At 51.4% G+C, this 14315-nt stretch carries 17 protein-coding genes; 7 read left to right on the forward strand and 10 right to left on the reverse strand.

What is annotated here, in order from left to right; all coding sequences use genetic code 11:
- Nucleotides 1–91: 91 nt before the first annotated feature.
- Nucleotides 92–676, forward strand: coding sequence for a TetR/AcrR family transcriptional regulator (locus GY634_RS03190; RefSeq protein WP_166407155.1), 585 nt, complete (start codon nucleotides 92–94; stop codon nucleotides 674–676).
- Nucleotides 677–764: 88 nt separating this feature from the next.
- Here GY634_RS03190 and GY634_RS03195 read toward each other — a convergent pair whose 3' ends face one another.
- The 4 genes from GY634_RS03195 to GY634_RS03210 all read right to left on the reverse strand — a co-directional run bounded on the left by GY634_RS03195 (nucleotide 765) and on the right by GY634_RS03210 (nucleotide 4081).
- Nucleotides 765–1355, reverse strand: a complete 591-nt coding sequence (locus GY634_RS03195; protein WP_166407156.1) for a phasin family protein — start codon at nucleotides 1353–1355, stop codon at nucleotides 765–767.
- A gap of 247 nt (nucleotides 1356–1602) precedes the next feature.
- Nucleotides 1603–2400 (reverse strand): IclR family transcriptional regulator, encoded by a 798-nt coding sequence (locus tag GY634_RS03200; protein ID WP_166407157.1) that lies wholly within the window; start codon nucleotides 2398–2400, stop codon nucleotides 1603–1605.
- Nucleotides 2401–2464: 64 nt separating this feature from the next.
- Nucleotides 2465–3262 (reverse strand): competence/damage-inducible protein A, encoded by a 798-nt coding sequence (locus tag GY634_RS03205; RefSeq protein WP_166407158.1) that lies wholly within the window; start codon nucleotides 3260–3262, stop codon nucleotides 2465–2467.
- Between the two features lie 33 nt (nucleotides 3263–3295).
- Nucleotides 3296–4081, reverse strand: coding sequence for an EI24 domain-containing protein (locus GY634_RS03210; RefSeq protein ID WP_166407159.1), 786 nt, complete (start codon nucleotides 4079–4081; stop codon nucleotides 3296–3298).
- Between the two features lie 76 nt (nucleotides 4082–4157).
- Between GY634_RS03210 and GY634_RS03215 the strand changes: the two genes are divergently transcribed.
- The gene (locus tag GY634_RS03215) at nucleotides 4158–4541 is read left to right on the forward strand and encodes a thioredoxin family protein (RefSeq protein ID WP_242683591.1); all 384 of its coding nucleotides are present in this window, start codon (nucleotides 4158–4160) and stop codon (nucleotides 4539–4541) included.
- Here the strand turns inward: GY634_RS03215 and GY634_RS03220 are convergent.
- From GY634_RS03220 to GY634_RS03230, 3 genes are all read right to left on the reverse strand, one after another.
- A complete protein-coding gene (locus tag GY634_RS03220) occupies nucleotides 4521–5900 on the reverse strand; it encodes a DEAD/DEAH box helicase (protein ID WP_166407161.1) in 1380 nt (459 codons plus the stop codon). The two genes, GY634_RS03215 and GY634_RS03220, sit on opposite strands and share 21 nt — an antisense overlap.
- A 108-nt stretch (nucleotides 5901–6008) precedes the next feature.
- Complete coding sequence (locus GY634_RS03225) at nucleotides 6009–6347, reverse strand: AzlD domain-containing protein (RefSeq protein WP_166407162.1); 339 nt, start codon at nucleotides 6345–6347, stop codon at nucleotides 6009–6011.
- Nucleotides 6344–7027, reverse strand: coding sequence for an AzlC family ABC transporter permease (locus GY634_RS03230; protein ID WP_166407163.1), 684 nt, complete (start codon nucleotides 7025–7027; stop codon nucleotides 6344–6346). Before GY634_RS03230 ends, GY634_RS03225 begins: the two co-directional genes overlap by 4 nt.
- 283 nt (nucleotides 7028–7310) lie before the next feature.
- On the opposite strand from GY634_RS03230, the gene GY634_RS03235 reads away from it, so the two are divergent.
- Complete coding sequence (locus tag GY634_RS03235) at nucleotides 7311–7505, forward strand: zinc-finger domain-containing protein (RefSeq protein ID WP_135862239.1); 195 nt, start codon at nucleotides 7311–7313, stop codon at nucleotides 7503–7505.
- A 66-nt stretch (nucleotides 7506–7571) separates the two neighbouring features.
- Complete coding sequence (locus tag GY634_RS03240; protein WP_166407164.1) at nucleotides 7572–8663, forward strand: YheT family hydrolase; 1092 nt, start codon at nucleotides 7572–7574, stop codon at nucleotides 8661–8663.
- Between the two features lie 4 nt (nucleotides 8664–8667).
- Here the strand turns inward: GY634_RS03240 and GY634_RS03245 are convergent, their stop codons facing one another.
- Genes GY634_RS03245 through GY634_RS03255 form a run of 3 tightly spaced genes read right to left on the reverse strand, consistent with a single transcriptional unit; the run spans nucleotide 8668 to nucleotide 11401 of the window.
- Nucleotides 8668–10155, reverse strand: a complete 1488-nt coding sequence (locus GY634_RS03245) for a M48 family metalloprotease (RefSeq protein WP_207625489.1) — start codon at nucleotides 10153–10155, stop codon at nucleotides 8668–8670.
- 16 nt (nucleotides 10156–10171) lie between these two features.
- Complete coding sequence (locus GY634_RS03250) at nucleotides 10172–11035, reverse strand: cytochrome c oxidase assembly protein (protein ID WP_166407165.1); 864 nt, start codon at nucleotides 11033–11035, stop codon at nucleotides 10172–10174.
- 27 nt (nucleotides 11036–11062) lie between these two features.
- Nucleotides 11063–11401: a hypothetical protein gene (locus GY634_RS03255; RefSeq protein ID WP_166407166.1), complete on the reverse strand. Its 339-nt coding sequence runs from the start codon at nucleotides 11399–11401 to the stop codon at nucleotides 11063–11065.
- A 408-nt stretch (nucleotides 11402–11809) separates the two neighbouring features.
- Between GY634_RS03255 and GY634_RS03260 the strand changes: the two genes are divergently transcribed.
- Genes GY634_RS03260 through GY634_RS03270 form a run of 3 tightly spaced genes read left to right on the forward strand, consistent with a single transcriptional unit; the run spans nucleotide 11810 to nucleotide 14300 of the window.
- Nucleotides 11810–12967, forward strand: a complete 1158-nt coding sequence (locus tag GY634_RS03260) for an FAD-dependent monooxygenase (protein ID WP_166407167.1) — start codon at nucleotides 11810–11812, stop codon at nucleotides 12965–12967.
- Between the two features lie 44 nt (nucleotides 12968–13011).
- Nucleotides 13012–14022 carry a tRNA dihydrouridine synthase DusB gene (dusB, locus tag GY634_RS03265; protein WP_166407168.1) on the forward strand — a complete coding sequence of 337 codons (1011 nt, stop codon included), beginning with the start codon at nucleotides 13012–13014 and terminating at the stop codon, nucleotides 14020–14022.
- Nucleotides 14023–14060: 38 nt separating this feature from the next.
- Nucleotides 14061–14300, forward strand: coding sequence for a helix-turn-helix domain-containing protein (locus GY634_RS03270; RefSeq protein WP_135861587.1), 240 nt, complete (start codon nucleotides 14061–14063; stop codon nucleotides 14298–14300).
- The last annotated feature ends 15 nt before the right edge of the window (nucleotides 14301–14315 follow it).

A 14315-nucleotide genomic window follows, 5' to 3' on the forward strand; every position in this document is an offset into this window, starting at 1 on the left:
CCCCCCCCCTTGTCAGCCCCCCACCCCCCCCCCTTGTCAGCCCCCCACCAACCAGCGACAATACATGCATACCGTATGTAAGGAGATCGCAATGGCTAGACGCACACGCGCCGAAATGGAAGAAACCCGCCTGCAACTACTGGCTGCTGGCAGGCAAGCGTTTAGCGAGCATGGCTATGCCAGCACGTCTATGGACGAGTTAACCGCCCAAGCCGGTTTCACTCGGGGTGCGCTTTATCATCATTTTGGGGATAAGAAGGGCTTACTACAGGCGGTGGTAGAGCAAATAGATGCCGAGATGGATGCCCGCTTACACGCCATTTCTAGCTCAGCAGAAGACGCCTGGGAAGGTTTTTGTGCCCGTTGCAGGGCTTACCTCGAAATGGCTTTAGAACCTGAGATACAGCGTATTGTGCTGCGTGATGCCAAGTCTGTTTTGGGGGGCGCATCGCCTGAGTCACAGCGCCACTGTATAGGTTCTATGCAGAACCTGATTCAACACCTGATACAACAAGGCACGGTTGCTAAGGTAGACCCACAAGCTTTGGCCGCGTTGATCTATGGCAGTTTGGCCGAAGCGGCTTTTTGGATTGCTGACGGTGAAGACGGCAATAGCCGGCTGGCACAAAGCACGGCTGCATTAGATTTACTACTGCTCGGCTTGCAAAGTAAGTAGACAAAAAAAATCCCCCAACCTAGTTGGGGGAAAATATACAACGCAGATGAGGTTCTGGCAGCCCAATCATGGGCTGCCATGCAGCGTATTAGGCTGGTGTAGAAGCACTACGTGTAGCACGACCTACTGTTTTCTCTACGGCTTCAGCCGCTTTTTCAGTTGCTTTCACAGCAGCATTACGTGCAGCAGTAATGTTGGAGTCTACTACATCACTAACTTGGCGACCTGCTTTGATCATGCTGTCAGCCACGTGAGTGGAGTTCAATACAGCAGTTTTTAATACAGCGAAAAGGCTTTCGCTACCAGCAGGAGCATTCTTTTCAGCTTGCTCGATCAGCTGGCTAACTTGCTGTTGGTTTTGGTTAATTTGTGCTTCGGTCAGGTTGCCCAGATCACGCTGCAAACCGGCAATGATGTCAAACACTTGCTGGCTGTAGTTCAGCGCGCTTTCAGCGGATGGTTGCAACAAGGTTGTAGCGAAAGAAGAAGCCTGCTCTGGATTTTTCAAGTTAGCAACTTGTTGGCTTTTCTCGGCCAAGCCTTCCAAAGAGGATTTGAATACGTTCAGGTTCAAATCAATCAATGCTTCAAAACCAGCAAACATGCGATTTTGTGCTGCAACCAAGTTATCCAAATTGGCTTTACCGGTGGCGATGAATTGCTGTTGTGGGGTGCTCATGTCGTTAACCTCTGGTGGAGTAAAGAGTAAGGAGACAGCTTACGAGGAAGGCTGACCGTTAACGCTACCCTACGGTTACCTTCATGCTGCAATGCAACATAACAATCATTTTACATCTTACGCCAACGTGGTCAAGTACATACGACCAAATAGTTGGTTTGCCAGCACAACAGAGAGCTTTTTATTATCAGTAAGTTATATAGATATAAAAAAACCGGACTACAACGTGGTATGTCCGGTTTTTATTTTAGTGACCGTGCCCTAATGCATGCGAGATCGTTTTAGCCGTACTCATTAGTACGGGAATCCAATCATCCCGCATACGCTCTGCCGGCGCGGATAACGATAAACCTGCCAGCAATTTGCCCGTGTCATCGTAAATACCAGCGGCAATACAACGCACACCCAACTCTAGTTCTTCGTTGTCACGGGCGTAGCCGTGTCTGCGCACCAGTGCCAGTTCGCGATCTAAGTCTTCTATTTGCGTAATGCTATTACGTGTGGTGCCAGACAAGCCCGTACGCATCACATAGGCGCGTACTTGGCGGCTTTCCCACTTAGACAAAAACAGCTTACCAGTAGAGGTTAAGTGCAAAGGCGCATGACCACCAATCGCACGTACCACCTGCATGCCTGAGTTTTCGCTCCACGCGCGCTCTACGTAAACGATCTCGTCAGCTTGTTGCAGCGACAAGTTCACGGTTTGACCCGTAATACGATGCAACTCACGCATAGGCTCTAATGCCACGGCACGTACATCTAAACGCCCTTTCACCAATGAACCTAGCTCTAGCAGACGCATACCTAAACGATACAAACCGCTGTCCACTCGTTCTACATAGCGCCCAACAACCAAATCATTCAGAATTCGGTGAGCTGTAGACGTGTGTAGGCCGGTAGCCTTAGAAAGATCTTTTAATGCAACAGGTTCAGATTGGCGAGCCAATTCATCCAGAAGAATCATGGCGCGTTCCAGTACTTGAATGGTGATTACACCTGAGCCAAACGGAGAACTGGAAGAGGAAGTAGTAGCTGGTCGTGACATAAGATTATTTGATGCAGCGCAACATTCCCATATTATGGAAATGTATCAATGAAAGCAAGTCATTTTAGGAGGCTGATAACTCGCCACCTAAGCGTTCCACTTCCTGCCTTAAGAACTGCAAGGCAGCCGCTGCAGCTTGGGCCTCGCCTTTTACACCCAATTCAATATGGGGGCGACCACCCTCTTCACCTACGCTAGGTAAGCTAAAGACTTTAATGCCTGGCCATTGTTGTTCAACAGATTCCAACGCAGGAGTGATACGCGATTCTGGCAAACTAAAGGCCAAAAACGAATACTCCATTGCAGGCTGCAAGTGCTGCAATGCCTGATAACGCGTGTCTAGCGTCCATTTCATCATGGGCCACGCCATCACGGGGAAGCCGGGCATGAAGGTATGGTTCTGTATATAGAACCCAGGAATTTTATTAAACGAGTTAGGGACAATTTCTGCCCCTTCAGGAAACACACCCATCTGTAAACGCTGCTGGTTTTCAGGGTGGTTGGGATCGGCACTGCCTTTACCTGCCGCTGCCATTTCTTGGCTGCGCTCGTTAATTAACGCAGCCGCTTCAGGGTGTAGGCATAATGGCACACCCAGAGCTCGTGCGGCAGCTTGTCGTGTTTGGTCATCGGGCGTAGCACCAATACCACCACAGCAAAACACAATATCAGAGGTTGCAAAACTGCGGCGTAAAGTGGCTTCGATGTGGTCTGGATCATCCGAGATAATCTCAGCACCGTGAAGCTTCATACCACGTTGCGCCAGCATTTCTACCAAACTAGCGAAATGCTTGTCTTGTCTACGCCCTGACAGTATTTCATCCCCGATAATAATCAGGCGGATTGCTTGTTGTTCTGACATGCTACGCACTATCCAATCAATGACAATACGCCATTATCCCCTAGTTAGTCGCTCTTGAGAACGCAACTGGTGCAATTGCTGTAACGAGAAGTGCGCAAAGGCCAAGGCAGAAAATACAGGCAGCACTAACCATGCTGGTGGCAGGAAATTCAACAGTGCCATCGCCAACCCTAGCAACCAATACTCACGCCTGTTTTTGGACATAATTTCATCGCGCTCTGCGCCGTCAGCATGCTCTACCAACGAGTCCATACGTAGCAAGCGGGTAAACAAAAAGCTACCCCAGAAGATCGGCACTAGGAATCCCAGCACAGGGATCAGCCATAGCGGCATGGTTAACACCCAGCCCACCATAAACATAATGCCCACGCTAATGGCGTTGGACACGCTTAACAACGTCGCATTACTGCTTTCTTGCTTTAAGTCGGGGTAATACTTTTGCTGCACATGCCCTAGTGCCAAAGGCATCACAAAAATAGATGCCACAATCATGCCTAATGCCCCCGAGGCAGGAAGAATGATCAACACCACAATAATAGGGATCAGGCTCGCACTTAAGCTAAACCAACTTAACCACCCCTGTGCGGCAAACCATCCATCGGTCTGATTCAACCATTCAGAATGATCCATCCAATTGCCCACATACAGACTTAAGGGTGTCCATAATGTCCAGATCATCACCAAAGCCCCTATCAATGCCACAGCAATAGGAAGCAATAAAGCGGCCAGCATTTTGGGGTGCATTTGCGAAACCACGGCTTGTTTTAAGGTAAACAGCACGCGTCCCACGCTAGAGGAAAAAGGTTGTTGCGTTGTCATCAAAACATCTACAAAGGTTGAATGGGGCTATGATAATGCATACTTAGACACTTCTAACTTGTAACGTTCAATGGTCATGCATTTTTTACCTGACGATCTACCCGCCTTACAGCAACGCTTGCAGGAACCGCACCCAGACCTACTGGTGGTCTGCTATTGCGCCGCATGGTGCAAGACGTGCACCGCCTACCAACCTCTGTTTGAATCGTTAAGCAAACAGTATCCGCAGTCGGTATTTGTATGGGTAGATGTGGAAGAGAATGAAGAACTGCTAGGTGATGCCGATGTAGACGACTTCCCTACTTTGCTGGTGCAAAGCAGCCGTGGCACACTATTTTTCGGCAGTGTATTGCCGCATATAGAGCACTTACAACGACTGCTGGATCATGCCGCAGAAATGCCCGTGCTCACTGACACGGGCCCTGGGTCTTTTACAGAATTAGTAGCGTCCGCCACCTAACAACACGCCCACAGAGCGTTTACGAGTCTCGCCATTACCAGAGTTGCGGGGCTCTGTTGCTGTACTGGATGCAGCAGACTGTGGTTGGTACGGTTTGGTGAAGAAGTCATCCAACGGCGCTTGACCACGGCTGTGATGACTACGTCTATTCGTGCTGCTAGTACTGTTATTGCTACGATGACTACGCTCTGGCTCGGCCAACTGTGGCGTTTCTTGTTTGATCTTTCTACCGATCAATTTTTCAATCGCATCTAGCAGTTGTTGTTCGGCTGGAGAATACAACGAAAACGCTTCACCGCTTGCGCCCGCCCTACCGGTACGACCAATACGGTGTACGTAGTCTTCGGCATTAAATGGCAAGTCTACGTTAATCACGCAAGGCACACCCGCCACGTCTAGACCGCGAGCCGCCACATCCGTAGCCACCAGCACATCCAGTTCTTCGGCCTTGAACGCATCCAACACTTTCATGCGTTCCAACTGACTTTTATTACCGTGAATGGATTCGGCTTTTAAACCATCGCGCTCAAGCTCGCGCGCCAATCGTGCCGCACCCGCTTTGGTGTTGGTAAAAGCAATCACTTGCTTCAAACCTTTGGACTTCACAATATGGCTAACAGCAGCGCGCTTTTGTTCTGGGCGCAACGCATATACCACTTGGGTCACGGTATCGGCCGTAGCGTTACGTGCCGCGACTTCAATCGTGACTGGGTCACGCAAGAAGTTCGATGCCAACTTGCGAATTTCTGGGCTAAAGGTTGCCGAGAACAACAAGCTTTGGCGCTGCTTAGGCAACATTTGCACAATGCGCAGCAAGTCGGGCATAAAGCCCATATCTAACATTCGGTCGGCTTCATCCAGCACCAAAATGCCCACTTGGGACAAGTTCACCGTTTTTTGATCAATATGATCCAACAAGCGCCCTGGAGTGGCGACCAACACTTCACACCCACGACGTAAGGTATCTTTTTGAGGCGCAATATCTACCCCACCAAATACCACAGCTGAACGCAATGGCGTGCCTTGGGTGTACAGGCGCACACTAGCGGCCACCTGATCAGCTAATTCGCGGGTAGGAGTCAAAATCAGTGCACGTACCGGATGGCGAGCAGGCGAAGCGCTGCTATTTGCCAAGGGCATCAATCGGTGCAAAATGGGCAGCGAAAACGCAGCGGTTTTACCTGTCCCGGTTTGTGCCGCGCCCATCACGTCTCTGCCATCCATGACGGGCGGCAAAGCTTGTGCTTGTATAGGCGTAGGTTGGCTATAGCCAGCACCTAAGACGGCAGACAGAATGGCTGGATGCAGGCCAAAGTCAGAAAAAGATTGTGTAACGTCGAAACTTGTGGCTTCTTTCATGGAAAAAGTATAAGACCTGATTGGCATGTAATCAGGTGAATGCAAGGGCAAGGTAGCATCATCACGACGCCATCCCGTTCATTATAGGGGCCCGAGGCAGGCCGGTAATCAGGCAAAGAAGTACTTCAACAGCCAAAACATCACCATACCCGCAATAATCACGACAAGCGTGTTACGTGTACGCAAATAAGCCAGTACTGCAAAAATTGCTGCAATTGCCTTGATATCAATTTCAGGGGACCCGCCTGCTCGCCAGGGCAGTAGTTCGGGCACAATAATTGCAATCAATGCGGCCACTGGTGCGTAACGCAACGCTCGGCGTACCGAGTCCGGTAAAGGTAGGTGATCACCGATCAACCAATAACCGGAGCGGGTTATTAGGCTGCATACAAATAGCAATCCTATAACCGCTAAAACATACCAATCATACTGCCATTGCGTGCTCATGGGGTCGTCCTCTTGCGTTGCAGTTGTTCAACTACCACGCCCGCGATGACGCCGCAGATCACTGCCGCGAGCAAGCCCAAGCGTAATGGCAACTGCTGTCCGGCCCACGCCACCACGCCTGCCACCACCAAACAGGCGAAGAGCGGACGCGTCGCAACCAAGGGTAACAATACCGCCAACAATGCCAAGACAGCGGCAAATTCCAGTGACCATGCGTCGGGAATAAAGGTGCCAAAAAAGATACCGGCAATAGACGCCACTTGCCACGATATCCACCCTGGCACGACCGCGCCCATTAAGTACCACACATGCTGAGGGATACCGCGTTGGGCACTTTCACCAAAGCGCGCCATAAACAATACAAAACTAATGTCGCCGGTCAGGTAGCCCAAGCCCAGACGCTTCTTCCAGCTTAAATGCCTAAAGAAAGGGTACATGGCTGCCGAGAAAATCACAAAGCGTATATTCACCACACAGGCGGCCACAAACACCAGCCATAGGGGTGAGCGCGATTCGATCAGGGGCAACGACGTGAGCTGTGCTGAACCCGCATACACCAACACTGTCATCCACGACGCCATGGCTTCTGTGAGGCCTGATTTAAGCATAGCTACGCCTGTCACAAACCCCCACACGGAGGTAGCGATCATGGTGGGCAATAGGTCTTGCACTCCTTGCATAAACCACGCCCGCCGCGTTGCATCCGGCCAGTGCCGTTTTATTTTTGTAATCGCTCCCACAACCCTTCTCTACACGCAGTTTTTTTATGCTTACATCTGAACAAATGGTAGCGCAAATCACTTAGACGCCCCATACGTGCGCGGCGAGTTATGGGATCAAAACAACAAACTGCTCATACACCAAACAGAAACCAAACAGAATCTTACTGAACCGCCTAAGGCCGCATGGGCTTGCTACAATAGACGCCATGGAAAAATCACCTTGTTGAGACAGGATAGCACCATGAGCAACACGCAACACCAAAACGACATCATCGAAGTACCTAGCGAAGACCTTCCCGTTCACTGCCCAGGTCCACACACTCCTTTGTGGAATATGCACCCTCGCGTGTTTATTGATACCAGCAAAACTGGTGAAGCCAGCTGTCCTTACTGCGGTACAACGTACAAAGTCATTGGTGATCATTCTCACCACTAATCTTTCACGTTTACTGCTGCCTAACCTGACTGCCCGCTTAGGTTTATCTCCTTTACGCTTCATCCTGTGACAGCCAAACTCGATCTCTCGCCGTGCCCTCTACCCGTCTGGTTACCCGGAGGACACCTGCAAACCATTTACAGCGCCTATTGTGCTCAGCACCACAATATTGCGTTTGTACGAGAGCGCGTGGACACTCCAGATGGCGACTTTATAGACCTAGACTGGGCTGGCCCCGGTTTATTTGCCGATAGGCTTGCCGATGGCACCATGGCTGGCAAAGACGCGCATCTGCAAAAAACAGCAGCACGCCGCTGGTTACAACCTGAAGATTGGAAAAGCCTAGCCCAACACCAGAATCTGCAAGCGCTGATTCTGTTTCATGGTTTAGAAGGCAGCAGTAACAGTCATTACGCCCAAGCCGTAGCGCAATATTTTCGTGCCCGTGGCTGGGTAGTCGTGGTCGCCCACTTTCGTGGCTGCTCCGGCTTTCCTAACCGTATGGCTCGTGCCTACTACTCGGGTGATAGCGACGAAATCGCCTTCATTTTGCAAACCGTGCGCCAACGCCTACCCAATGCTAATTGGCATTCTGTGGGGGTGTCGTTAGGCGGTAATGCCATGTTGAAGCATCTGGGAGAGCACGCCGAGCAAACCGACTGGATCAAAGCCAGTGCAGCCGTGTCTGTACCTACCGATTTAGTAGCCTGTGGCGAGAAACTATCCGATGGTTTTGTAGGGCGCTATCTCTATTGCCCGTATTTTCTGCGCAGCATGAAAAGTAAGATTTTCGATAAGTCACGCCGTTTCCCCGGCATGATCGACATCTTGCGGTTAAATCATGCCCGCACTTTGCGTGATTTTGACGATGTGTACACAGCCCCCATGCATGGCTTCAAACATGCATTGGAGTACTGGACCAAATCATCCAGCAAACAGTTTTTAAAGTACATCAAAATCCCTACGCTGGTGCTCAACGCCAGAAACGACCCCTTTGTGCCGCCTAGCTCACTGCCAACGCTGCAAGATGTATCCGAGCACGTGGTGCTGCACCAGCCCGCTCAAGGCGGGCATGTGGGATTCACAACGGGTGCTTTTCCGGGCAACATCAATTGGTTGCCCGCTAGACTGGCTTTGTTCTTCGAAACTGGTCAATAAAAGCTTAAGAACGGAAGCGTTCTAATAGCAAGCGCTCAGATTCCAAACGGCCACGCAGCTCTCTAATCTGCACATCTAACTGTGACTGTTCATAGAAGTCTTTGCTGCGTGAACGCGCTTGCTGCAATTGCTCTACCGCAGTAGGCAACGCACCAATCATTTGATAGTACTCGGCCATGGCTTTACGCGCCGCAATAGGCTCACCCAAACGTTCGTAGCCCTCGGCCAGTAGCTTTTGGAACTGCGGAATATGCGGCCACTTACGCAGTACCGTTTTTAAATAATCCACAGCTTGCTGATCTTGGCGTTGCTGCTGCAACGACTGCACATACACCAACGCTATCGCTTGACTATCAGGCCACTTACGTCGTGCTTGATCAGCCAATGTGGCCGCCTGCTGAAACTGGGCTTGGCCCTGCGCGAGATCAATGGCTAACACATCCAGCGCGCTGGATTGATAACGGCCGCCATCCCGAGCCGCCGCCAAGTGCTGCTCGGCCACCGCAAAATCTTTACGCTGCCAAGCAGCATAAGCTAAGCCGTACTCCGCAGCGGAACGCTGCACACCACTTCCGCTTTCTGCCTCGCTACGCATCGTTTGCATAGCGTTTTGTAGATTAATGCCACTTTTAGCTTGCAACACCCGTAAGGCTGCACGCACATACCAGAAAGTAGGGTCTTGATAATAGTTCTGGCCTGTTAGCGAGGCGATACGGCTTTCCACATCCGACATACGTTGCAACGACAGCGGGTGAGTGCTGGCGTACACATTGCGCGGACCTTCATTTAAACGCGACACTTCCATCAAGCGCTTAAACATAGCTGCCATACCAGACGGGTCATAGCCTGCTTTTTGCAGCATTTGAAAGCCTACTCGGTCAGCCTCTTGCTCGGCCTGTCTAGAAAAGCCCAGTTGCCTATCAATAGCAGCGGCCTGACCAAAGGTTGCTACCCCCATCGCCAAATCGGCACTACCCGATAAAGCAGCCAACAATGCGCCCACCATCGCCGCGATCATAATGTGGCCAGACTGTGAGTTCTGCGTCATCCCCCTAGCGATGTGACGCTGCGCAACGTGGGCTATCTCGTGCCCGATCACTGACGCCAACTCTGCTTCACTTTGTGAAGCTAGCACCAAACCACTATTAATACCTATGTAGCCGCCGGGCAGTGCAAAAGCGTTAATTTCAGGATCGCGTAGAGCAAAGATTGTGATGTTTTGCTGCAAGGAGTCAGGAGCATGCTGCGCCAACCGTTGCCCTACCTCACTTAAATATTGCTCTACCAATAGGTCAGCAATATAAGTAGGGTCACGACGGCCTTGCTCCATGATGGCATCGCCCAGCAATTTCTCTAAACCCGGTGTTAGTTCGGCACCGGATGCGGCTCCCATAGAAGGAATACCTACAGGTTGTGCTTGCACGCCTACGGTAGGCTGCACCAATAAAGAAAGCGCCAGCGCTGATGACAGCAATGTTCGCTTGAAACTCATAACCATTCCTTCTGAGTTAGGAGGCGCTTTTATTGAGTCTCGCCACAGCGGGACTTTTACGGGTAGGTAAAGACAAGCGGTTGCGACTAGAAAGCCTCATGACCGTCGCCAACGCATAAATCACACCAAAAGTTTCTACCAAACCTGCGAGCACCCACATAATCAACCCACCCATGCCCTGATCCTCTAAGGCATTAATAGATGGCATTGCCCTGCCACATAGGTCAAAAATAGGGTAAAGATCGCTAGTAGAGAATGTAATCCATACACCCACAATAATTTGCGGTGTCATGGTAATAATGGGTGACAACACGCGACCTACAGGCCGCATCGCGGCAGGCGGGCTGGGGCGTCTATCGAGAATCAAATTCCAATACAGCACGCCGCTAATGACCACAGACCAATTCATGAAACGGTACAAGCGCCAATCAATCATGGAATAGAACTGCGGAATGGGCAGCAACCAAATCAGCACAAAGAAGACGAACAAGAAAGGTATCAGCACCGGGTGCGTCAGCACACGTTCTGTTACCTTACCTAGGCCTGTAAGACGGAAATCGCGTAATTTGTAGCGCCACGACATGGGCAAACCTGCCCGCATCACTTGCCCGGGGTATGCCCCCATGATGATCAGTGGCCCTAGGTGGTGCAATACTAAGTGCTGCAACCGGTGGATAAAGAACATGCGCTCGGCATAGTAATCCACCCGTGTATGCAGTGAAAGATACAGCATGATCAGGCCTAGCCAAAACAACCACTGCCTGAACTTGCCTACGTGGTGCACCTTGGCACCACGCCAGAACAACCATGCACTGGCGATAAATACTGCCACCAGTGTAGGAGAGAATTCCCAGGGAGTAAGCCAGTCAATAACGATCATGAGAGCCCGTATTCCACATAACAGGCTCTAGTTTAATGCATTACTGCGCTGACGCGGCTCCCATTGCACATTCAAGATAGAAGGATGATCGCGCAGGCGGCGCGCTTGTGTCATCAGTTCGGGACGCATCTCTGGCGGGCAGCTAATGGTCACACACGCTTTCGCATTTTCATGCGATGCATGTTCAACACTTAGGTTGCTCACACGCAGCCCAGCCGCTTGGAAGTCGGTGTAAATGCGTTTGCGCACCGACGCCATATCTTGGCGCATGCACAATACAGACAACCGCGACTCAGAAGCTGATGCGGCACGAACCACAGGCTGCTGTACACCAGCCCGACGTAAAAACAGATTGAAGATTTTCATCGCCATCTCCCATCACCTGATAGCGCAGCACGCGCCCAGGATCAAAACCATAGAGGGACAGTAATGACGTGAGATTCGATAAGGAATAACACGCCCTTTTGCTCGTTTAAGCACCAGGGCGTGGCTGTGTAGAGAAGGCTCTTGCCTAACGCGCCTGGTTAATAAGTTGCCAGCCAATGCTGGCTGCTACTTTCACCGGGGTCTGGATTCACCACACAGTCCTTTTAAAGTTGAGGTGGCAACATTTTAGCCAATCTGGGCCTAGGACTCAAGCCATAGGCCGGGAACGCTCCCTATGCGCAACATCAACACCACAAGAGATAAAAAGCCATTCGGATTTAGCATTATCAAGGCTAGGCCTACAGGCATCCGGTACAATGCCAGCACCCTTTGTTCTGATTCAATGCCATGCACGCAACTGATTACGATATCGTCATTTGCGGCGCCGGGCCGGTGGGTTGCGCCCTAGCACTACAGCTGGCTCAACTGGCACCAGACCCCAGCCGTATTGCCCTTGTTGGCCGCCCGTTGCCTGAACACAGTTCGGTTTCGCCCGGAGACCCGCGTGCCCTAGCGCTAAATCATGGCAGCGCCATGCTATTAAAAAGCCTGCAAGCGTGGCCAGATTCTGGCTTAGCTACGATGGAAACCGTGCACGTTTCCCAGCAAGGCCGATTAGGTAGAGCGTTAATTGAAGCATCGCAATTACATGTGCCGTTTTTAGGTGCTGTGATCCGCTACGACACTATTGTTCGTAAGTTACATCACGCGGTAGAGCGCAGCCCTATACAGTTCATCCACGCCCAGATTGATGCCGCGCAAAGTTTGCAGCAGCCGGGCGTAATTGTGACTGACCAAAGGACGTTCACCACCCGTATTCGCGTACTGTCTGATGGCATACGTCCGCAAGGCCTGCACCGTAACTATAAGCAGCACGGCGTGATTAGCACCCTACGCAGCCAACTACCGCAAAAGGGTTGGGCCTACGAGCGCTTTACTAAAAACGGGCCTTTTGCTCTGCTACCCCACCCCGATGGCGAAGATCTCTACGCCTTAGTGTGGTGTAACCCACCTGAAATCGCCGCTGATCTTGCCGCGATGCCAGAGCATGAGTTCAACCAACAAGCCCAACAGGCTTTTGGTTCACGACTAGGTTTATTAAGCGTTATAGAGAAGCGCTCGGTCTTTCCATTAAGCCTATACGCCGGACCTACGTTGCCCGACCACCACACTGTAGCCATTGGCAATGCGGCGCAAACCTTGCACCCAGTTGCGGGTCAGGGGTTAAACTTAGGACTACGCGACGCAGCGCAGCTTGCGCAAGTGCTACGCCCTTGGCTGGCCTGTACCACCCATGATGCTGCGCCCGTACTTGCCCACTATGCCACGACGCGACGACAAGACCGTTGGCTGACCCTCGGAGTCACCGACATGCTGCCTCGCGTTTTCAGCACCACCAACCCACTCGTACAACATGCCTGTGGTCTCGGTTTGCTGGGCATGGACCTGTTTGCTGCAACGAAAAACTCTTTAGCCACGCACCTGTTGCAAGGCACCCGAATCTGAACCTTGGCCTGCATGCGTTAAGCAGGCTTCACTCTCTCTGTTTTATGCATATAGGCTCCTGGTCCTTCGCTAACCCCGTCTTTGTTGCCCCTATGGCAGGGGTAACGGATCGCCCTTACCGACGCCTATGCAAAGCGTTGGGGGCAGGTCATGCGGTGTCCGAAATGGCTGCCAGCAACCCCAAGCTGTGGAACAGTGTAAAGACCTCGCGCCGTATTGATCACCAAGGTGAAACGGCTCCTATCGCCGTACAAATTGCTGGCTCTGACCCTGAAATGATGGCTGAAGCCGCCCGCTTCAATGTAGAAAAAGGCGCGCGCATCATTGATATCAATATGGGCTGCCCTGTTAAGAAAGTGTGCAATGTGGCCTCTGGCTCCGCGTTATTGCGTGATGAGCCGCGCATTGCCGCCATTTTGGAAAGTGTGGTGCAAGCCTGCACCCCCTTAGATGTACCGGTTACGCTTAAAACCCGTACAGGCTGGGACCGCGAATCCAAAAATGCCATACGCATTGCGCATTTGGCACGCGAAAGCGGCATCGCTGCTCTCACCCTACATGGCCGCACACGCTGTGACCTGTACCAAGGGGAAGCAGAATACGACACGATTCGCCAAGTTAAGCAAGAGGTAGATATACCCCTTATTGCTAATGGGGATATCGATAGTCCCGAAAAAGCCAAATACGTACTACAGTACACTGAAGCAGACGCCATCATGGTTGGCCGTGCCGCACAAGGCCGCCCTTGGATTTTCAGAGAAATCAATCATTACCTACAACATGGCGAGCACCTCGCCCCACCCACCTTTGGTGAGTTGCGTAACGTGTTGTTGGAACACCTAGAAGACCATTACGCCTTCTACGGAGAGTTCACGGGCGTACGCACTGCCCGTAAACACATAGGGTGGTATTTTGCCCATCTTCCGGATATCCGGACGTGGTTAGATCAGATTAACAAAATCGAAACTACCCACGAACAGTTTCACGCTATATCGCAGTGGTTTGATCAACACGATCCCTCTGCACCTTTTGTAAACGAACCTGCTGTTGCCTGATCGGAACAGCGTTGCCTGTTACACCCAATTTAGAAAATATGTCTACTACCAACCCACTAGAACAATCTGTCAGAGACCGCCTGGAACGTTATTTTGCTGACCTGGGCGAATCTGAGCCGCGCGATATGCTGGCCATGGTCATCAGTTGTGTCGAACGCCCTGTTCTGCAAGTGGCACTGGAGCGTACCCAGGGCAACCAGTCCAAAGCTGCCGAGATGCTGGGCATTACCCGCAGCACTCTGCGTAAAAAGCTGCAATCGCATAATCTACAACCCTGATTTTTAACTACTCTC

The organism is Paenalcaligenes suwonensis (genome assembly GCF_011290505.1).
GTDB lineage: Bacteria > Pseudomonadota > Gammaproteobacteria > Burkholderiales > Burkholderiaceae_B > Paenalcaligenes > Paenalcaligenes suwonensis.